General features: G+C 69.8%; 17 protein-coding genes. 9 read left to right on the plus strand and 8 right to left on the minus strand.

Features of this window, described 5'->3' with window-relative positions:
* Positions 1–27 precede the first annotated feature (27 nt).
* A complete protein-coding gene (locus tag ACZ6O0_RS13370) occupies positions 28–1,671 on the minus strand; it encodes a glycoside hydrolase family 13 protein (protein ID WP_465765115.1) in 1,644 nt (547 codons plus the stop codon).
* Between the two features lie 128 nt (positions 1,672–1,799).
* Between ACZ6O0_RS13370 and sucC the strand changes: the two genes are divergently transcribed.
* Together sucC and sucD are read left to right on the plus strand one after the other, a co-directional pair.
* Positions 1,800–2,972, plus strand: coding sequence for an ADP-forming succinate--CoA ligase subunit beta (gene sucC, locus ACZ6O0_RS13375; RefSeq protein ID WP_465765116.1), 1,173 nt, complete (start codon positions 1,800–1,802; stop codon positions 2,970–2,972).
* Between the two features lie 14 nt (positions 2,973–2,986).
* Positions 2,987–3,877: a succinate--CoA ligase subunit alpha gene (sucD, locus tag ACZ6O0_RS13380; RefSeq protein ID WP_465765117.1), complete on the plus strand. Its 891-nt coding sequence runs from the start codon at positions 2,987–2,989 to the stop codon at positions 3,875–3,877.
* A 58-nt stretch (positions 3,878–3,935) separates the two neighbouring features.
* Here sucD and ACZ6O0_RS13385 read toward each other — a convergent pair whose 3' ends face one another.
* Complete coding sequence (locus tag ACZ6O0_RS13385; protein WP_465765118.1) at positions 3,936–5,270, minus strand: hypothetical protein; 1,335 nt, start codon at positions 5,268–5,270, stop codon at positions 3,936–3,938.
* Positions 5,271–5,445: 175 nt separating this feature from the next.
* Here ACZ6O0_RS13385 and ACZ6O0_RS13390 point away from each other — a divergent pair, with 175 nt between their 5' ends.
* The 3 genes from ACZ6O0_RS13390 to purH are packed head-to-tail and all read left to right on the plus strand — an operon-like array spanning position 5,446 to position 8,904.
* Positions 5,446–6,705: a cell division protein PerM gene (locus tag ACZ6O0_RS13390; RefSeq protein ID WP_465765119.1), complete on the plus strand. Its 1,260-nt coding sequence runs from the start codon at positions 5,446–5,448 to the stop codon at positions 6,703–6,705.
* 10 nt (positions 6,706–6,715) lie between these two features.
* Positions 6,716–7,348 carry a phosphoribosylglycinamide formyltransferase gene (gene purN / locus ACZ6O0_RS13395; protein WP_465765120.1) on the plus strand — a complete coding sequence of 211 codons (633 nt, stop codon included), beginning with the start codon at positions 6,716–6,718 and terminating at the stop codon, positions 7,346–7,348.
* Positions 7,345–8,904, plus strand: coding sequence for a bifunctional phosphoribosylaminoimidazolecarboxamide formyltransferase/IMP cyclohydrolase (gene purH, locus ACZ6O0_RS13400; protein WP_465765121.1), 1,560 nt, complete (start codon positions 7,345–7,347; stop codon positions 8,902–8,904). The genes purN and purH overlap by 4 nt, the downstream gene beginning before the upstream one ends.
* A gap of 595 nt (positions 8,905–9,499) precedes the next feature.
* Here the strand turns inward: purH and ACZ6O0_RS13405 are convergent.
* The 3 genes from ACZ6O0_RS13405 to ACZ6O0_RS13415 all read right to left on the minus strand — a co-directional run bounded on the left by ACZ6O0_RS13405 (position 9,500) and on the right by ACZ6O0_RS13415 (position 12,834).
* On the minus strand, positions 9,500–9,769 hold the full coding sequence (locus tag ACZ6O0_RS13405; protein WP_465765122.1) for a DUF3017 domain-containing protein: 270 nt from the start codon (positions 9,767–9,769) through the stop codon (positions 9,500–9,502).
* 100 nt (positions 9,770–9,869) lie between these two features.
* Positions 9,870–10,724: a bifunctional methylenetetrahydrofolate dehydrogenase/methenyltetrahydrofolate cyclohydrolase gene (locus tag ACZ6O0_RS13410; protein ID WP_465765123.1), complete on the minus strand. Its 855-nt coding sequence runs from the start codon at positions 10,722–10,724 to the stop codon at positions 9,870–9,872.
* Positions 10,725–10,806: 82 nt separating this feature from the next.
* Entirely contained in the window at positions 10,807–12,834 is a 2,028-nt protein-coding gene (locus ACZ6O0_RS13415) for a glycosyltransferase family 39 protein (protein WP_465765124.1), read from the minus strand.
* Positions 12,835–12,954: 120 nt separating this feature from the next.
* Between ACZ6O0_RS13415 and ACZ6O0_RS13420 the strand changes: the two genes are divergently transcribed.
* Entirely contained in the window at positions 12,955–13,941 is a 987-nt protein-coding gene (locus ACZ6O0_RS13420; RefSeq protein ID WP_465765125.1) for a pirin family protein, read from the plus strand.
* On the opposite strand, the gene ACZ6O0_RS13425 is transcribed toward ACZ6O0_RS13420, so the two are convergent.
* Positions 13,938–14,249 (minus strand): cupin domain-containing protein, encoded by a 312-nt coding sequence (locus tag ACZ6O0_RS13425; RefSeq protein ID WP_465765126.1) that lies wholly within the window; start codon positions 14,247–14,249, stop codon positions 13,938–13,940. The two genes, ACZ6O0_RS13420 and ACZ6O0_RS13425, sit on opposite strands and share 4 nt — an antisense overlap.
* A 71-nt stretch (positions 14,250–14,320) precedes the next feature.
* On the opposite strand from ACZ6O0_RS13425, the gene ACZ6O0_RS13430 reads away from it, so the two are divergent.
* Positions 14,321–15,274, plus strand: coding sequence for a helix-turn-helix domain-containing protein (locus ACZ6O0_RS13430; RefSeq protein ID WP_465765127.1), 954 nt, complete (start codon positions 14,321–14,323; stop codon positions 15,272–15,274).
* Here the strand turns inward: ACZ6O0_RS13430 and ACZ6O0_RS13435 are convergent.
* On the minus strand, positions 15,241–15,876 hold the full coding sequence (locus tag ACZ6O0_RS13435) for a phosphotransferase (protein WP_465765128.1): 636 nt from the start codon (positions 15,874–15,876) through the stop codon (positions 15,241–15,243). The two genes, ACZ6O0_RS13430 and ACZ6O0_RS13435, sit on opposite strands and share 34 nt — an antisense overlap.
* Positions 15,877–17,145 (minus strand): glycoside hydrolase family 18 protein, encoded by a 1,269-nt coding sequence (locus tag ACZ6O0_RS13440; RefSeq protein ID WP_465765129.1) that lies wholly within the window; start codon positions 17,143–17,145, stop codon positions 15,877–15,879.
* A gap of 97 nt (positions 17,146–17,242) precedes the next feature.
* Between ACZ6O0_RS13440 and ACZ6O0_RS13445 the strand changes: the two genes are divergently transcribed.
* Both ACZ6O0_RS13445 and ACZ6O0_RS13450 read left to right on the plus strand, forming a co-directional pair.
* The gene (locus ACZ6O0_RS13445; RefSeq protein WP_465765130.1) at positions 17,243–17,686 is read left to right on the plus strand and encodes a GNAT family N-acetyltransferase; all 444 of its coding nucleotides are present in this window, start codon (positions 17,243–17,245) and stop codon (positions 17,684–17,686) included.
* 10 nt (positions 17,687–17,696) lie between these two features.
* Positions 17,697–18,413 (plus strand): transporter substrate-binding domain-containing protein, encoded by a 717-nt coding sequence (locus tag ACZ6O0_RS13450; protein ID WP_465765131.1) that lies wholly within the window; start codon positions 17,697–17,699, stop codon positions 18,411–18,413.
* The last annotated feature ends 17 nt before the right edge of the window (positions 18,414–18,430 follow it).

Genomic DNA, 18,430 nt, shown 5'->3' on the forward strand with positions numbered 1-18,430 from the left:
CCGGAGTCTCCTCCGGCCGTTTTCCTTTTAGACCTCGAGCCAGGCGGTGGCGTCCGTGGGGAGCTGGGTCCCGGTCAGAGGCTCGCTGCTGAGCAGGATCCGCTGGTGGGCGGGGAGCTCGATCGGGGTGTCGCCGAGGTTGACCACGCAGCGGAAGCCGGGTTCGCGGGTGAAGGAGAGGACGCCAGGGCTCGCCTCCGCATCCCAGATGAGGCGGCCTTCGCCCAGCGCCGGGTGTTCGCGACGAATGCGCAAGGCCGCCTTGTAGAGGTTGAGGTGGCTGTCCGGATCCGGTGCCTGCGCCTCCGCGGCCAGCGGAGCCCAGTCGGCGGGCTGGGGCAGCCAGGGCTGACCGGTGCCGGGGCCGAACCCGTACGGCGGCTCCGAACCGGACCACGGGATCGGGACCCGGCAGCCGTCACGACCGCGGACGGTATGGCCGGAACGCTCCCAGGTCGGGTCGTCGAGAAGCTCTTCTGGCAGATCCTCGACCTCGGGCAGACCCAGCTCATCACCTTGGTACACGTACGCACCGCCGGGGAGCGCGAGCTCGAGGAGGGCGGCCGCCCGGGCGCGCCGGCGGCCGAGCTCGAGGTCGGTGGGTACGACGCCCGCCCCCTGCAGCGCATCCTTCTGGTCCCGCCCGTACCGGGTGCGGTGCCGGATCGTGTCGTGGTTGCTCAGCACCCAGGTCGCCGGCGCCCCGACCGCCCACAGGTTGTCCGTGGTGTGGTCGATGACCTCACGCAACTCCTTCGCGTCCCACGCACATTGCAGTACGTCGAAGTTGAACGCGGAATGCAGTTCGTGGGGCCGTACGTACTGCGCCAGCCGCTCGGCCGGCGACAACCACGCCTCCGCGACGAACACGCGGGGCCCCTGCGGCGTGTCGGCGTACTCGTCGGCGATCGCCCGCCAGCGCTGGTGGATGGTGTGCACACCCGGCTGGTCGTAGAACGGATGGCCGACGTACTTCTCGTGGGTCGGCTCGCCGTTGTGCAGCAGGTCCACGTCGGGCATGTCCGGATCCTTGGCCATCGAGTCGGCCACGTCGATCCGGAACCCGTCGACGCCCCGGTCGAACCAGAACCGCAGGATCGCGTCGAACTCCTCGATCACGGCCGGGTTGTCCCAGTTCCAGTCCGGCTGGGAGATGTCGAACAGGTGCAGGTACCACTGCCCGTCGTCGATCTGCTGCCACGCACCGCCACCGAACGCGGCCGGCCAGTTGGTCGGCGGCAGGCCGCCCTCCTTGCCGTCGCGGAACCAGAACAGGTCACGCTCGGGCGAACCCTTCTCCGCCGCCAGCGCGGCCTTGAACCACGGGTGCTCCCAGGAGCAGTGGTTCGGCACCAGGTCGATCAGGATCCGCAGCCCGAGCGCGTGCGCCTCGGTGATCAGCGCGTCCGCGTCGGCGAGCGTGCCGAACTCCGGGTTGATGTCCCGGTAGTCGGACACGTCGTACCCGCCGTCGAGCAGCGGGGACGGATACCAGGGGCTGATCCAGATCGCGTCGACGCCGAGATCGGCCAGATAGGGCAGCCGGGCCCGGATGCCGTTCACGTCCCCGGTGCCGTCACCGTCGGCGTCGGCGAACGAGCGCGGGTACACCTGGTAGACGACGGCGCTACGCCACCAGTCGTCAGCTGGTCTGGTTCCTGGGTCACTCATGTGCCCTAGCCTGACACGAGGACACGGAGAGGCTGTGACGGTCGTCTCAGCGACGACCCCGACTGTTGCCCCGAGCGCGAGGGTGGCTAGTGTCAGGATCCCGTACAGGCGAGAGAGGGACCACACTCGTGGATCTGATGGAATTCCAGGCGAAGACGGTCTTCGCCAAGCACGGAGTGCGGACGACCGTGGGTGAGGTCGTCACCACTGCGGAGGAAGCCCGCGCGGCGGCCGAGACGATCGGCGGCCGGGTGGTCGTGAAGGCCCAGGTGAAGACCGGTGGCCGCGGCAAGGCCGGTGGCGTCAAGCTGGCGAGCAGCCCGGACGAGGCCGAGGAGAAGGCCCGCGAGATCCTCGGGCTGGACATCAAGGGTCACATCGTCAAGATCCTGAACATCGTCCCGGCCGCGGCGATCGCGGAGGAGTACTACTTCTCCTTCCTGGTCGACCGGGCGAACCGCAACTACCTCTGCATCGCGTCGGCCGCCGGCGGCATGGAGATCGAGGAGGTCGCGCACACCAACCCGGACGCGGTGGCGCAGATCTCGATCGACCCGGCCACCGGGGTGGACGAGGCGAAGGCCCGCGAGATCGCCGAGGCCGCGAAGTACCCGGCCGACGTGATCGACGCCGTCGTACCGGAGATCGTCAAGCTGTACGGCGTCTTCATCGCCGAGGACGCCTCGCTGGTCGAGGTGAACCCACTGGTCAAGCTCGCCGACGGCAACGTCGAGGCCCTGGACGGCAAGGTCACCCTGGACGAGAACGCGGACTTCCGGCACCCGGACCACGCGGAGTTCGAGGACGTCTCGGCGGCCGACCCGCTGGAGGCGGCGGCCAAGGCCAAGGGCCTGAACTACGTGAAGCTGGACGGCTCGGTCGGCATCATCGGCAACGGCGCCGGCCTGGTCATGTCGACACTCGACGTGGTCGCGTACGCCGGTGAGGAGTTCGGCGGCGTGAAGCCGGCGAACTTCCTGGACATCGGTGGTGGCGCGAGCGCCGAGGTGATGGCGAACGGCCTGGAGATCATCATCTCCGACCCGCAGGTGGAGAGCGTGTTCGTGAACGTGTTCGGCGGCATCACCGCCTGTGACGCGGTCGCGAACGGCATCGTGCAGGCGTTCGAGCTGCTGGCGAGCCGGGACGAGCACGTCACCAAGCCGCTGGTCGTCCGGCTGGACGGGAACAACGCCGAGGAGGGCCGCCGGATCCTCGACGAGGCGGGCCTCACCGGTCTGGAGCGGGTCGACACCATGGACGGCGCCGCCAGGCGCGCCGCCGAGCTGGCTGCGAAGTAAGGGATCGCCGAACAATGTCTATCTTCCTGACCAAGGACAGCAAGGTCATCGTCCAGGGCATGACCGGCTCCGAAGGCACCAAGCACACCACCCGGATGCTTGCCTCCGGCACCAACATCGTCGGCGGCGTGAACCCGCGCAAGGCGGGCCAGAGCCAGGACTTCGACGGCAAGTCGGTGCCGGTCTTCGGCACCGTCGCGGACGCCGTGAAGGAGACCGGCGCGAACGTCTCGGTCATCTTCGTGCCGCCGAAGTTCACCAAGGACGCGGTGCTGGAGGCGATCGAGGCCGCCGTACCGCTGGTCGTGGTGATCACCGAGGGCGTGCCGGTGCATGACACCGCGGCGTTCTTCGCCGCCGCGCAGGCGTCCGGCACCACCCGGATCATCGGCCCGAACTGCCCCGGCATCATCACCCCGGGCGAGTCGAACGCGGGCATCATCCCGGCCGACATCGCCGGCCAGGGCCGGATCGGCCTGGTCAGCAAGTCCGGCACGCTGACGTACCAGATGATGTACGAGCTGCGGGACTTCGGCTTCTCCACGGCCATCGGCATCGGCGGCGACCCGATCATCGGGACGACGCACATCGACGCGCTGGCCGCGTTCCAGAACGACCCTGACACCGACGCGATCGTGATGATCGGTGAGATCGGTGGTGACGCCGAGGAGCGGGCGGCCGCGTTCATCAAGGAGAACGTGACCAAGCCGGTCGTCGGCTACGTCGCGGGCTTCACCGCCCCGGAGGGCAAGACCATGGGCCACGCGGGTGCCATCGTCTCCGGTTCCTCCGGCACGGCGGCCGCGAAGCAGGAGGCTCTCGAGTCGGTCGGCGTGAAGGTCGGCAAGACGCCGAGCGAGACCGCCAACCTGATGCGCGGGATCATGCAGGGCCTGACCAAGTAAGGCTACGAACACGAAGAACGGGACCTGCGGCCTGCAGGTCCCGTTCTTCTGTGTTTGCCTACTTGTACGTCGAAGAGCGCTCGGCGGCCCGGGTCAGCGTCTCGTTGAACGCCGCGTCCGTGATGTCCAGGTCCTTCAGCACCGGGAACACCAGGTAGACCGCGCGATCGCCCGACCCCGCGATCCCGATCCGGTAGGTGAACTTCTTCCCGTTCCCGGTGTCGTACGTCGCCAGCCAGCTCTCGCCCTTGATCGTGCTGGTCGCGATCGAGCCGGTCGACTCCACCTTCGCGTTGGAGACCGACTTCTCGCAGCCGTCGACGTTCTTGCGGATCAGCGTGACGAAGTTGCTCGCCGCCAGCGGGGTGGCGAACTTCGCGACCGTGTCGTCGAGGCCGAACTCGGTCGGCACCTTCGCCTCCGGCGTCACGTACGTGAGCGTGCCGTACTTCAGCGGCTTCGCGGTCTTGAAGTTGATCTTCTCGCACCCGGTGTCGGCGTTGCTCTTCGCAGCCGGGCTACTGACCCACGGCTTGTCGATGTCGGCCAGCACCGGCAGGTCGACCGGTGCCATGAACCCGGGCGAGTCGGTGTTCGGCAGCAGGCCGGCCCGGGCCAGCGGTGCTCCGGTGCCACAGCCGCCGGACTGGGCGCAGATCTGCTTCATCCCGGCACTCGCCGCGGCCAGGACCGCGTCCGGCTTGGGCTGCGTCGCGGAGAGGGTGTCGTGCTCGAGCACCATGGTGGCCTGGCCGGCCAGCGACACCGAGACCGTCTTGTACTTCGTCTTGGCACCGGCCGGCTGGCTGAAGATCGCGATCACGCCGCGCTCGCCGACGCCGGTGGTGACGTAACTGGAGGCCAGCCGCGTCTGCGCGGCCGAGCACTGGCTCAGCCAGCCGACGACCGAGGCGTACGTCTTGCCCGCGGCGGCCTTGTCGTTCGACACCTCGACGTACTGCACCGCGGTGTCCTTGGTGACCGAGTTGGTTAGCGTGCGGACCCAGGTGCGCAGTCCGGCCGGGTCGGCGAACCGCTGGGACTGGCAGACGAACGCCCGGTCCGGGGCGGTGCCCCCGTCGTCGGTCTTGGTGACCGCCCAGGCGCCGGTCGCGGACAACGGCTTCGCGGTGGTCCCGTCGAGCAGGACCTTGTTGTCGGCCAGCAGGTCCGAGTTGCTCGGCTTGTCGTCGGACGGGCCGCTGCCGGCCCTCGCGCCGGACGCGTTGTCGCCGCCGAACGCGTTCAGCGCTGCGACGCCGCCGCCGCCGACCAGCACCACGACCGCGGCGCCGGCGGCGATGGTCTGGTTCCGCTTGCGCGCCTTCTGCCGGCGCGCTTCCCGGGCAGCGGCGCGACCGCCGCCGCGTGGTGCGCGGTGGGAACCGGCCAAAGCTCGACCTCCTGACTGATTCCACCCGACAGTACCCGGTGGACCCTGGCCGCTCACAAACAGCTACCCGCAGGTCAAGAAGCGGGAACCGAGCGTGAGCGAGCGGGCTGAAGTCTTCCATATCCGGCGTGTCAGGACGAGTGGTGTCCAAGGCCGGGGAGACGATAGGTGTCAGATGACCGACATGCTGAGCCGCCCGGGTGCCCGTGACGGCGGACCACACCAGGCTCCCGGGCCCGCCCCGTCGGAGGTCACGGCCCCGACCAAGCCCGTGGTCGTCTCGGCGGTGATCTCCTCCGGCGCCTGCCTGCTGACGGGTCTCCTGACGTGTGCCGCGGTCGCCGTGATCGGTTGGCTCGCCGCGACCTTCGGTGGCGCCTCCGGAGCGATCCGCGCGGGCGCATCGGCCTGGCTGGTCGCCCACAAGGCCGGTGTGACGCTCGGGGGTGGTTCCCTGACAGTCGCGCCGCTCGGCCTGACCCTGTTCTTCGCCTGGTGCCTGTATCGCGGTGGCAAGTCCGCTGCCCGCAGCAGCGGGGCCGACCGGACCCAGGACCTCATCCTGCTGTCCGGGGTGTTCGCCGTGGTCTACGGACTCGGTGCGCTCATCGTGGCGTTGCTCACGGCGGACGGTGCGCTCAAGGTGTCCCCGCTGTCCGCGTTCCTCGGAGCCGCCTCACTCGCGCTGGTCGCCGGGACCATCGGCGTACTGGTCGAGTCCGGTGCGGGTGAGGACATCGCCGACGCGACTCCCAAGGGGTTGCGGGACACCGTGCCGGCCGCGGTGGCCGCCGTACTGACCGTGATCGCGATCGCCTCCGTCCTGTACGGCGTACTGCTGGCGATCCACTTCTCCCGGATCACCGGGATGCTGGAGCTGCTGGACGCCGGCGTGATCGGGTCGGTGGTGCTGTTCGCCATCTGCCTGATGCTGGTGCCGAACATGGTCCTGTACGTCGTCTCCTTCCTCGCCGGACCCGGATTCCAGCTGGGAGTGGGTACGACGATCGCCCCGACCGGAGTGGATGTCGGGAACCTGCCTGCGCTTCCGCTGCTGGCCGCTGTACCGGCGGACGGCGCGACACCGACGTACTTGCTGGCTCTGACGGCTGTGGTGCCGCTGGTCGCCGGTGTGGTCGCCGGACTGGTCGTGGTGCGGCGTGGGCTCGCGGATCAGGACGCTGAGGCGCTCGGGTGGGATGCGTTCGCCCTGCGGGGCGCGATCGCGGCTCTGCTCGCCGGGGTGCTGCTGTACGTGCTGATGGCGATCTCCGGTGGTTCGGCCGGACCTGGCCGGATGTCCGCGGTCGGGATCCCGGGGGCTCTGCCGGCGGCCGGCGTACTGGCCGCGGGGATGGCGATCGGGGCCGCGATCACCGCCGCGGTGGCCGCCTCCCGTCGACCGGCTGACAGCGAGTCCGACGCCGAGCGATAAGGTTTGGCGCGTGACAGACCCCGTTGCGCCCACTCCTGAGCCCGCGCGCCTCGTCGTGCTCGTGTCGGGATCGGGGTCGAACCTGCAGGCCCTCCTGGACGCGTGCGCCGATCCGGCGTACGGCGCCCGGGTCGTCGCCGTCGGAGCCGACCGGGACGGGATCGCCGGGCTGGACCGCGCCGCGACCGCCGGAGTGCCGAGCTTCGTACACAAGGTGAAGGACTACGCCGAGCGGGCCGACTGGGATCGCGCGCTGACCGCGTCCGTCGCGGAGTACAAGCCCGACCTGGTGGTGTCGGCCGGGTTCCTGAAGCTGGTCGGCGACGACTTCCTCGGCGCCTTCGGCGACCGCTACATCAACACCCACAACGCGCTGCTGCCCGCGTTCCCCGGGATCCACGGTCCCCGGGACGCGCTCGAGTACGGCGTCAAGGTGGCCGGCGCGACCCTGTTCTTCGTGGACGGCGGCGTCGACACCGGGCCGATCATCGCGCAGGTCGTCGTACCCGTCGAGGACGACGACACCGAAGAAACCCTGACCGAACGGATCAAGGAGGTCGAACGCCGCCAGTTGGTGGAGTGGGTCGGCCGCCTGGTCCGCGAAGGCTGGACCATCACCGGACGAAAGGTTCGACTGAAGTGAGCACCGACCGCAGGCCGATCCGCCGGGCGCTGATCAGCGTCTACGACAAGACCGGTCTGGAGGAGCTCGCTGCCGCGCTGCACGCCGCCGGCGTCCAGCTGGTGTCGACCGGCTCCACCGCGGCGCGGATCGCGGCAGCCGGGGTGCCGGTGACCAAGGTCGAGGAGCTGACCGGGTTCCCCGAGTGCCTGGACGGGCGGGTCAAGACGCTGCACCCGATGGTGCACGCCGGCCTGCTCGCCGACGTCCGCAAGCCCGATCACGTCGAGCAGCTGGCCGAGATGCGGGTCGAGCCGTTCGACCTGCTGGTGAGCAACCTGTACCCGTTCACCCAGACCGTCGCGTCCGGCGCGTCGGTGGACGAGTGCATCGAGCAGATCGACATCGGCGGCCCGTCGATGGTTCGCGGCGCGGCCAAGAACCACGCCAGCGTGGCTGTTGTGGTGTCTCCTTCGCGGTACGCCGAGGTGGTGGCTGCTCTGGGTGAGGGCGGCTTCTCGCTGGAGCAGCGGCAGCGGCTGGCCGCGGACGCGTTCGTACACACCGCCGAGTACGACCTGGCCGTCGCGTCCTGGATGGGCAACGTGCTCACCGACAGCGGCGAGGGGTCGGGCTTCCCGGCGTGGGTGGGTTCGTCGTGGGACAAGTCCGCCGTACTGCGGTACGGCGAGAACCCGCACCAGCCGGCGGCGCTGTACGTGAACGGCAAGGGTGGGCTGGCGGCCGCTGAGCAGCTGCACGGCAAGGAGATGTCGTACAACAACTACGTCGACGCCGACGCTGCCCGCCGTACCGCCTACGACTTCAGCGAGCCGGCGGTGGCGATCATCAAGCACGCGAACCCGTGCGGCATCGCGGTCGGCAAGGACATCGCCGAAGCGCACCGCCGGGCCCACGAGTGCGACCCGGTCTCGGCGTACGGCGGTGTGATCGCGACCAACCGTCCCGTGTCGGTGGACCTGGCCAAGCAGGTCGCGGAGATCTTCACCGAGGTGCTCGTCGCCCCGGCCTTCGAGGACGGCGCGGTCGAGATCCTCCAGGGCAAGAAGAACATCCGCCTGCTCGTCGCGCCGCCGGCGGACGAGGGCGACACCGTGGAGATGCGCGCGATCAGCGGCGGCCTGCTGCTGCAGCACCGCGACCGCTTCCAGGCCCCCGGCGACGACCCGTCCGCGTGGACCCTCGCGGCCGGCGACCCGGCCTCACCTGAGGTCCTCGCCGACCTCGCGTTCGCCTGGAAGGCCTGCCGAGCGGTCAAGTCCAACGCGATCCTCCTGGCTTCCGACGGCGCCTCGGTCGGCGTCGGCATGGGCCAGGTCAACCGCGTCGACTCCTGCCGCCTGGCCGTCTCCCGCGCCGGCGACCGCGCCACCGGCTCCGTCGCCGCCTCCGACGCCTTCTTCCCCTTCCCCGACGGCCTCGAGGTCCTCATCGAAGGCGGCGTCAAGGCAGTCGTCCAGCCCGGCGGCTCCATCCGCGACGAAGCAGCCATCGAAGCCGCCACCAAGGCCGGCATCACCATGTACTTCACCGGCACCCGCCACTTCTTCCACTAACTGGTCCAGCCCACGCGTGCGAGCCCACGCGTGCTCCCGCGGTCGCTCCTGCGTCGCGCCCGCTACGCGCGCTCCCACCCACCCCCCGGCTCATCGCCGGCCTTCCCTCGCCGGCTACCGCCGGCGACGTGCGGGCTCAGCGCCCGCGGTTTGCGGGCTTGCGCCCGCGTGCTGCGGGCAACGCCCGCGTTTGTGCCGGGCTCGTCGCCCGGCGATGTGCGGCCTGCGGCCGCGGGTTGCGGGCTTGCGCCCGGGGTGTGCGGGCTGCCGCCCGCGTGCTGCGCGCTGCCGCGCTTCATCAACCACACCGTGGTTGCGGGGGTGCTTAGTTCGTTCAGCGTCATAGGTGAGTGTGTCGGGCTACCGCCTTGCGCAGACCGCGAGCACTAGCAGGCAGCCCACTAGGCCACACCACAGCTCGTCTCACCTCACCACGGCGCGCGGTCGACCGCGGGCGGAGCCCGCAAGACGCCGGCGGTAGCCGGCAGGGATGCACCGGCGATGAGCCGGGGGTGGGTGGGAGCGCGCGAAGCAGGTGTGACGAGGAGCGGAGCGACGAGGAACGGCTGCGTGGCACGCGGGGGGCGACCCACGCCTAGTTCGGGACGATGAGGCCCAGGGTGGTGATGGCGGCGCCGGTGGCCAGGAGGAAGGCGGTGTCGAACATGCGGCCGCGGACGTGGAGGAGGCCGGCCGCGCCGTCGGAGAGGGTGGCGCGGAGGAGGCCGGCGAGGATGACGCTGCCGGCGAAGATGAGTACGCCGTTGCGCCAGTTGTAGAAGGTGAGGACGACGAGGCCGGCCGCCGCGACCAGGAGCGACAGGATCAAGGGCCACTCGTTGCGGCGCCGGACTTCCCCCGCCATCAGCACGTCACCCTCGCCCCGGTCGTCCGGCCGTCGCTCATCAGGTCGTCGCTCGTCCGGCCGCGGCGCGCTGGGCCGCGGCTCGTGGGGGTGCCGGGCATCAGGTGAGGCTCGATTCGGCGGCTTCTACGACGTTGGTGAGGAGCATGGCGCGGGTCATCGGGCCGATGCCGCCGGGCATCGGGGCGATCCAGGCGGCCTGTTCGCGGGCGGCGTCCTCGATGTCGCCGACGATCTTGCCCTCGGCGTTCCGGCTGGTGCCGACGTCGAGCAGGACGGCGCCGGGCTTCACCATGTCGGCGGTGATCAGGCCGGCCGAACCGGCCGCGGCGATCACGATGTCGCCCGTACGGACCACGGCGGCGAGGTCGGTCGTACCGGTGTGGCACTGGGTCACGGTCGCGTTCTCGCTCCGCCGGGTGAACAACAGCCCCATCGGCCGGCCCGCGGTCACGCCGCGGCCGACGACGACCACGTGGGCTCCGGCGATCGGTACGTCGTACCGCCGCAGGATCTCCACGCAGCCCTTCGGCGTACACGGGAGCGGACCGTCCTGGCCGAGGACGAGCTTGCCGAGGCTGACCGGGTGCAGGCCGTCGGCGTCCTTGAGCGGGTCGATCAGGCCGAGGATCTCGTTCGTGTCGACGTGCTTGGGCAGCGGGAGCTGGACGATGAAGCCGGTGCAGTCCGGGTTCTCGTTGAGCTCGCGGACCTTCGCGGCGATCTCGTCCTGGGTCGCGGTGGCCGGCAGCTCGACCTGGATCGAAGCGATCCCGACCGCCGCGCAGTCGCGGTGCTTGCCCGCCACGTACGCGCGGCTGCCCGGGTCGTCCCCGACCAGGATGGTGCCGAGCCCGGGGACCACGCCCTGCTCGGCCAGCTTCGCGACCCGGACCTTCAACTCGTCCTTGATCGCCGCTGCCGTCGCCTTACCGTCCAGAATCTGCGCCGTCACGCCACCAGAGTCTGCCATGCGGCCGGCGCGCGTACGACGCAGGTCCGGCAGACACCCCGGGATGCCTGCCGGACCTGTGGTGTCAGGTGGTGAGTTTGTAGATGGTTGTGGTGCCTACGGTGCTGGCTGTGTAGTTGGCGGTGACCCAGGACTGGATCTCGGCGGCGGCTGAGGAGTTGCCGGATCCGCCGGTTTGGCCGCCGGAGATGTAGTAGGCGATCTTGCCTTCGGCGACCCATTGCTTGAACTGGGCGAGGGTCGGGGCGTCGTCGGTGCCGCTGAAGCCGCCGATGGCGATGACGGATTTGCCGGTGGCGAGTTCGAGCGAGGCCGCGGACTGGGAGCCGCTGGTGGCGGCGGCCCAGGTCGTGGTGGTCTTCGCGAGCAGAGAAGTCAGCTCACTGCTGGCCGAGGCATCCCCACCCATCCCACCACCATCCTGCTGCTGGGTAGTGGCGGCCGAACCCTGTTGTGCTGTCGTGGTGGAGCCTGAGCGGGTCGGTGGGGTGCCGCCCGAGCCGGGGTTGCCGGTGCGCATCCCGCCACCCATCGCGCTGCTGGATGGGCCTGATGTCGGGATCGAGCCGTTGTGCGTGTGGGACGCGGTAGACACCGCGTACGCCGTACTCCCGAGCCCCAGCGACACCGCCAACGCGAGCACCACCGCCGGCACCAACCGCCGGACCCGCGAGCCGCCGACCACGAGCGCCGCGCCGACCACCCCAGCCGCGAGTACGACGTACTTCGCCCACGGCACGAAGTCCGCGGTCCGCGAGAGAAGCACGTAGTCCCACGCACCCGTCGCCAGCACCATCCCAGCCAACGTCAACCGCGCCACCAGCAACGCCCGCTGCTGCCAAGCGATCCGAACCCCGAGAGCCACCAGCCCGGCGATCGCCGGCGCCAGCGCGACCGCGTAGTACGGATGCACGGTCCCGGTCATGAAACTGAAGACCAGCGCAGTCACGACCAGCCAGCCGCCGAACAGCACCAGCCCGGCCCGGACCAGATCCGTCCGAGGCGTACGCCGCGTCAGCCACAACCCACCGGCCAGCGCGATCAATGCCGCAGGCAACAACCACGAGATCTCGCCGCCGAACGCGTCACCGAACATCCGCGTGATCCCAGTACTCCCGCCAAAGCCCGTGTTCCCGCCACCACCGCCACCGCCGTTGCCCGAGCCACCCAGCAGCCGGCCGAGCCCGTTGTAGCCGAGGGCAAGCTCGAGCAACGAGTTGTTGGTCGACCCACCGATGTACGGGCGGCTCGACGCCGGCCACAGCTCCACCAGCGCGACATACCAACCGGCACTGACGATCACCGCGCCCAAAGCCCCGAGCAGATGCAGCAACCGTCGCCGGACCGACGTCGGTGCCGCGATCAGATACACCAGCGCGAACGCCGGCAGCACCAGGAACGCCTGCCCCATCTTCGTCAGGAACGCGAACCCGATCGCCACCCCGGCCAGCGCCAGCCACCGCGCCGACGCCTTCTCCAGCGACCGTACGACGAAGTACGCCGCGGCCACCATCAGCAGCACGAGCAGCGCATCCGGATTGTTGAACCGGAACATCAGTACGGCGACCGGCGTCAACGCCAGCGTGGTCCCGGCGATCAGCCCGGCCACCGGGCCGGACACCCGCTTCACGGTCAGATAGAGCAGCCCGACCGCGGCGATCCCCATCAGCGCTTGCGGCGCCAGCACGGTGAAGCTGTTGAACCCGAAGACCCGCGCGAACGCGGTGGCGACCCAGAGCGCGGCCGGTGGCTTGTCGACCGTGATCGCGTTCCCCGCGTCCAGCGAGCCGAACAGCCAGGCCTTCCAGCTCTGCGTCCCGGCGAGTTCGGCGGCCGCATAGAAGCTGTTGCCGTAGCCGGAGGCCGTCAGGTTCCACAGATAGAGGAAGGCCGTGCCGACGAGCATGGCCAGCGAGGCCGGCCGGACGTACGCCGCCTGCTCGGCCGGTCCACGCACGAGCCGCCGGAGCCGGCCCGGTGGTCGCGCCGGTGGCTCGGCACTGAGCGGCTCGGCGGTCGCGCGAGGTGGATCGAGCAGGGTCGTCATCGTCGTCTCCAGTCCGGTCGAGGGGTTCCACTCGAACGATGACAAGCCGGTCTCCCACCACCCTGGGCAACCGCTGGGAGCTTCCTGTGAGCCGGGAATGCCGGGCCGCTTGCCCCGGTTGGAGGAGATAGTTTATTCTTGAACTACCCCAGCGAGGAGAAGCCAATGCCCGCCGTGACCGTCAGTGACATCACCGTGTTGCCCCGCGTCCACCAGCCGGATCCGGCCGTCGCGCAGGAGCGGGCGGTGAAGTCGGTGACCTCGGCCCCGAGCGGTTACGAGGGCGAGGGCTTCCCGGTCCGCCGGGCCTTCGCCGGTGTGGATCTGCGCGACCTGGACCCGTTCATCCACATGGACCAGATGGGTGAGGTCGAGTACGCGCCGGGTGAGCCGAAGGGCACGCCGTGGCACCCGCACCGTGGGTTCGAGACCGTCACCTACATGCTCGACGGGATCATGGAGCACCAGGACTCCAACGGGGGCGGCGGTGTCATCTCGAACGGCGACACCCAGTGGATGACCGCCGGCAGCGGACTGCTGCACATCGAGACCCCGCCCGAGCACCTGGTGCTGAGCGGTGGCCTGTTCCACGGGATCCAGCTCTGGGTGAACCTGCCGAAGGCGCAGAAGTGGGCGCCGCCGCGCTACCAGGACATCCGTGGCGGTGACTCGGCCCTGCTGTCCACCGCCGACGGCGGCGCGCTGATCCGCGTCATCGCGGGCTCGGTCGACGGCCACGACGGCCCCGGCTCGACCCACACCCCGATCACCCTGGTGCACGCGACCGTCAGCCCGGGCGCCGAACTGGTGCTCCCGTGGCAGCCGGACTACAACGCGCTCGTCTACGTCCTCGCCGGTCAGGGCACCGTCGGCGCCGAGCGCCGGCCGATCCGCAAGGGTCAGCTGGCCGCCTTCGGCCCGGGTGACACGATCCGGACCGCGGCCGGTACGTCGCAGTCGCAGGCCGAGCCCAACCTCGACGTCCTCGTCCTCGGTGGCCGCCCGATCCGCGAGCCCGTCGCGATGGCCGGACCGTTCGTGATGAACACGCGCGCCGAGGTCATCCAGGCCTTCGAGGACTTCCAGGCCGGCAAGCTCGGCACCATCCCCGCGGTCCACGGGGCCCCGACGGAGCTGCGCAGTACCGACTAACCCTCGGGGTAGAAGAGGAACAGGGTGCAGCCCTGCTCCGATTGAGGAACGTGTGACGACCCGGCCGGGCAATGGATGAACGATCCGGCCGGGTAGTCGCGCATTCCGTCGTTGAAGACGCCGTCGACGACGTACACCTCCTCCGGCCCGGGCTCGTGGACGTCGATGCCCTCCCAGCTGGAGCCGGGGTCCATCTCGAGTACGTGGGCCGTGGCGACCCCACCTGACCACAGCGACCGCAGTCTGATGCCGGGGAAGAGCTCGCGCACGGGGACGTCGGCGACGAACGCCGACTCGAAGGTCTGCATGTCTCGATCATGCAGTTGTCCACAGCTTTGTCCCCAGTGTCTGGATAGTCCCGATCGGGTACTTTTCTGCCATGGACCAGCACCGGGTGGTCGCGCTCGTGACGGCACCACAGGCGAGCTTCGAGCTGGGCTGCGCCGCGGCGGTCTTCCGTGCCGACCGCTACCGCTTCAGCGTGTGTACCGAGCGGCCCGGCCCGATCCGGACGACCGAGGGTTTCGACATGCTGGTCACCTCCGGCCTGCGTGCCCTCGACCGGGCCGACACGATCGTCGTCCCCGGCTGGCTCCCGATCGGACATGAGCCGTCGGACGCCGTACTGCGGGCACTCGGCCGGGCGCATCGGCGCGGAGTGCGCCTGGTCAGCATCTGCTCGGGCGCGCACGTGCTCGCCGCGACCGGGCTGCTCGACGGCCGCCGGATCACCACCCACTGGCGTTACGCCGACGAGCTGCAGCGCAGATTCCCAGCTGTGCAAGTAGATCCCGACGTGCTCTACATCGACCACGGTGACATCGCGACGAGCGGCGGCTCCGGCACCGGGATCGACCTGTGCCTCCAACTCGTCCGCAACGACCACGGCGCCGCGTACGCCGCCAATGTCGCAAGGCGGATGGTGATGCCGCCGCATCGCGAGGGCGGCCAGGTGCAGTACCGGACCGAGATCCCGCAGTCCACCCAGTCGCTGGGCGCCGTCCTCGACTGGGCCACCGGCAACCTTGCCGAGCCGATCACCGTCGACGACCTCGCGGCCCGGCTCAACATCTCACCGCGAACCCTCGCCCGCCGCTTCGACGAGCAACTCGGTGCGGCGCCCGGACAATGGCTGCTCGCCCAGCGCATCGCCAGAACCCGTGCCCTGCTGGAGGAGACCGACCTCCCGGTGGAGACCATCGCCATCCGCGTCGGGTTGTCCTCGGCAACCAACCTCCGTCGCCGCTTCCGCGCCGCCCTGCGCACGACACCGAGCGCCTACCGCCGCGCGTTCCGGGCTCAGAAGTCGCCGGAGTTGTCGAGGTCGATGTAGGAGGCGATGCGTGGATCGCCGGGGTCGGCGCCGTACAGCTCGACGAAACGCCGGGCGGCCGGCGGGCCACCGTACTGGGGATTGAGCTCGCCGCGGAGGCTCTTGAACATCAGGGCGAGGTCGATGTAGCGATCGCCCGTGCCGAGGCGGCTGAGGTCGAGCAGGCCGGTGAAGCGCAAGGTCTCCGGGTCGATGAAGACGTTGGGTGCGGCGTAGTCGCCGTGCGTGACAGCTGTGCCGTCGCCGGGGAAGGGGGAGGCGAACGGGCAGTCCGTCAGTTGGTCCAGCGCCCGCAGACCGTCGGCGATGGCGGCCAGGACAGCGGGCCGGTCGCGGGCCGGCCACGGCTGGGACGCGTCGCGGCCGGCCAGCTCGGTGGTCAGCAGCCAGTTGTTGCCTCGATCAACGATCTGCGGACAGTGGAAACCGGTCGAACCGAGCCAGGCCAGCCGGTCCGCCTCGGCGTCGGTCCGCGGTCCGGCCTTGTAGAACAGGCGTTCCGGCCCGCGGTCCAGCCGGACGACGGTGGCCGGGGAGTTGCCGAGGTGGATCGGCTCGGCACCGGAGGCGCCGAACCGATCCACGAGAGCGTCGAGATCCACTCACCGAAGATTACGGTGCAATGCCGAGATCAGCTCCCCATTTGCGGTGTCGCCGTCGAGCGACCAGATCATCGCGCCACCGAGATCACGGTGCGAGATGTACTGCGCCTTGCGCTTCATCTCGACTGGGTCGTCCCAGGTCCAGAACGTCGTACCGTCGAACAGCCAGGCGAATCCGGCCTTGTTGTCGCGGTAGACCGTGTAGTTGGCCAGGCTCGCCTTGAGGTAGCGGTAGTCCTCGGTGCCGGGGTCGAACGTCGACGGCGCCGGACCGGTCGAGGTCTGGAACAGGCCGTTGTTCTGGTTCGTCACGCCGGTCCAGCCGTGCGAGTAGAACGGCACGCCCATCACCAGCTTGCTCCGCGGCGCACCGCGGGACAGGTAGGCGTCGATCGTCACCTGCGAGCTGAACTCCGGCGTGGTCGGGTCGGCCTTCGGTCCGTCGATCGCGGACTGCTGGTTGGTCAGCTGCTCCCACGGGCCGTGGTAGTCGTAGCCCTGCGTCGTACCGAACGTCAGGTCCTTGAACAGCTTGCGGACCTCGAACCCGTTGTCGATCATCGTCGGGTTCGCCGGCAGGAACGCGGTCAGGTTGTAGCGGGCATGCCCGGGCAGGCGGTCCAGTTGCGTGCGGTACTCGTGCACGAGGGCGGTGAAGTTCTGCTTGTCCTCGGGCCGGATCACGTTGCCCGGGTTGCCCTCGCTGCCGGGCCACTCCCAGTCGAGGTCGATCCCGTCGAAGATCCCCTTTGCCGCGCCGGCGGGCAGGCCGGGCAGGTTGCCCTTCAGCCACATGTCCAGGCAGGACTTCACGTGGGCTGCCCGCGAGGCCGGAGTGAGGGCGGCGTCGGAGAACGTGGCCGAGCCGGTCCAGCCGCCGAGCGAGATGCTGATGTGCAGCTTCGGGTACTTCTGCTTGAGCTGCTTGAGCTGGTTGAGATTGCCGTTGAGCACCTGCCCGGGCGCGTCGGCGGTGCCGTTGACGCTCTGCTCGGCGGTGAACGGCCGCTGGTAGTCGGCCCACGGGTCGCTGCTCACGCAGTTGCCCTGCGCGTCGACGAATCCGAACGCGTAGTTGATCTGGGTCAGCCGGGCGGCCGAGCCGTTCTTGACCAGATCGCTGACCAGGAAGTTCCGGGCGTACCCACTCCAGTTGGTGTAGTACCCCACCACGCGCTTGTCGCTGCCGTGCGCCTCGGCCGGTACGGCGGAAACCCCCGCCAGCACGACCGCGGACGCCACCAGCAACCCGACGCTCCGACGTTTCATTGCCAACCCCCATCGGACGGTCCAAGGGACGAATTGCGCTCACAGTAGGCTGCGCCGCGGACTTACACAATGTCTCTGCAAAAACTATTCTGGGCGGGTGATCAGACCCGCGACCGAGGCCGACGCCGAGGCGGTCGGTGCCATCGCGCAGGCGGCCTTCGAGCACTACATCCCGCGGATCGGGCTCCCGCCGATCCCGATGACGCTCGACTACCCGGCCGCGATCCGGTCCGGCAAGGTGTGGGTCGCGGTGGTGGACTCGGTGGTGGCCGGCTTCGTGCTGCTCGAGGACGAGCCGGACGCGTTGCTGCTCGACGTACTCGCGGTTTCGCCGGCGGCCCAGGGGCGCGGGATCGGGGCCGCGTTGCTGGAGTTCGCCGAAGCCGAGGCCCGGGCTCGTGGGTACGGGCGGATCGTGCTCTACACGAACGCGGCGATGACCGAGAACCTCGCCTACTACCCGCGGCACGGGTACGTCGAGGCCGGCCGCGAGACCGTCGTCGATCGGCACCGGATCTTCTTCGCCAAGAGCCTCACGTAGGGTCGCGGGTATGACGAGTGTTCGTGCGGATCTGGCGCCGTCGGGCGTACTGCGGGCGTCCATCAACCTGGGGAATCCGGTGCTGGCGCAGGGGACTCCCGACGCGCCGGCCGGGGTGACCGTCGACATTGCGCGGGAGCTGGCGCGGCGGCTCGAGGTCCCGGTGGAGCTGGTCTGCTTCGATGCGGCCCGGAAGTCCTTCGAGGCGATGACGACCGGGCAGGCCGACATCTGCTTCCTCGCGATCGACCCGGCGCGGGCGGGTGAGGTCGCGTTCACCGCGCCGTACGTCGTGATCGAAGGCGTCTTCGCCGTGCCCGCGGAGTCCGGGCTGACCACGGTCGCCGAGGTGGACGCTCCCGGTGTCCGGATCGGCGTGAAGAAAGGCTCGGCGTACGACCTGTACCTGACCCGCGAGTTGCGGCAGGCAACGGTTGTCCGGGGTCACGAAGGCGTCGACGTCTTCCTGGCCGAGGGGCTGGAGGCCGCCGCCGGGATCCGGCAGCCGATCGCCCGGTTCGTGGCCGAGAACCCCGGGTTCCGGTTGATCGACGAGCGTTTCATGGAGATCCGGCAGGCCGTCGGCACCACGAAGACGCGCAGCGCCGAGACCGTTGCCTACCTGCACGGTGTGGTCGAGGAGCTCAAGGCGAACGGGTTCGTGGCCGACGCGCTGATCCATTCCGGGCAGCCGGATGCGTCGGTCGCCCCAGCCGCGGCGCTGTAACGATAACCACAGGCAGT

It is taken from the genome of Kribbella sp. NPDC048837 (assembly GCF_055586945.1).

Bases quoted from the DNA above. Each gene is read 5' to 3' on its own strand.
- ACZ6O0_RS13370 (WP_465765115.1), bottom strand. From the start codon at position 1,671: ATGAGTGACCCAGGAACCAGACCAGCTGACGACTGGTGGCGTAGCGCC.
- sucD (WP_465765117.1), top strand. From the start codon at position 2,987: ATGTCTATCTTCCTGACCAAGGACAGCAAGGTCATCGTCCAGGGCATG.
- ACZ6O0_RS13390 (WP_465765119.1), top strand. From the start codon at position 5,446: ATGACCGACATGCTGAGCCGCCCGGGTGCCCGTGACGGCGGACCACAC.
- ACZ6O0_RS13405 (WP_465765122.1), bottom strand. From the start codon at position 9,769: ATGGCGGGGGAAGTCCGGCGCCGCAACGAGTGGCCCTTGATCCTGTCG.
- ACZ6O0_RS13420 (WP_465765125.1), top strand. From the start codon at position 12,955: ATGCCCGCCGTGACCGTCAGTGACATCACCGTGTTGCCCCGCGTCCAC.
- ACZ6O0_RS13425 (WP_465765126.1), bottom strand. From the start codon at position 14,249: ATGCAGACCTTCGAGTCGGCGTTCGTCGCCGACGTCCCCGTGCGCGAG.
- ACZ6O0_RS13430 (WP_465765127.1), top strand. From the start codon at position 14,321: ATGGACCAGCACCGGGTGGTCGCGCTCGTGACGGCACCACAGGCGAGC.
- ACZ6O0_RS13440 (WP_465765129.1), bottom strand. From the start codon at position 17,145: ATGAAACGTCGGAGCGTCGGGTTGCTGGTGGCGTCCGCGGTCGTGCTG.
- ACZ6O0_RS13450 (WP_465765131.1), top strand. From the start codon at position 17,697: ATGACGAGTGTTCGTGCGGATCTGGCGCCGTCGGGCGTACTGCGGGCG.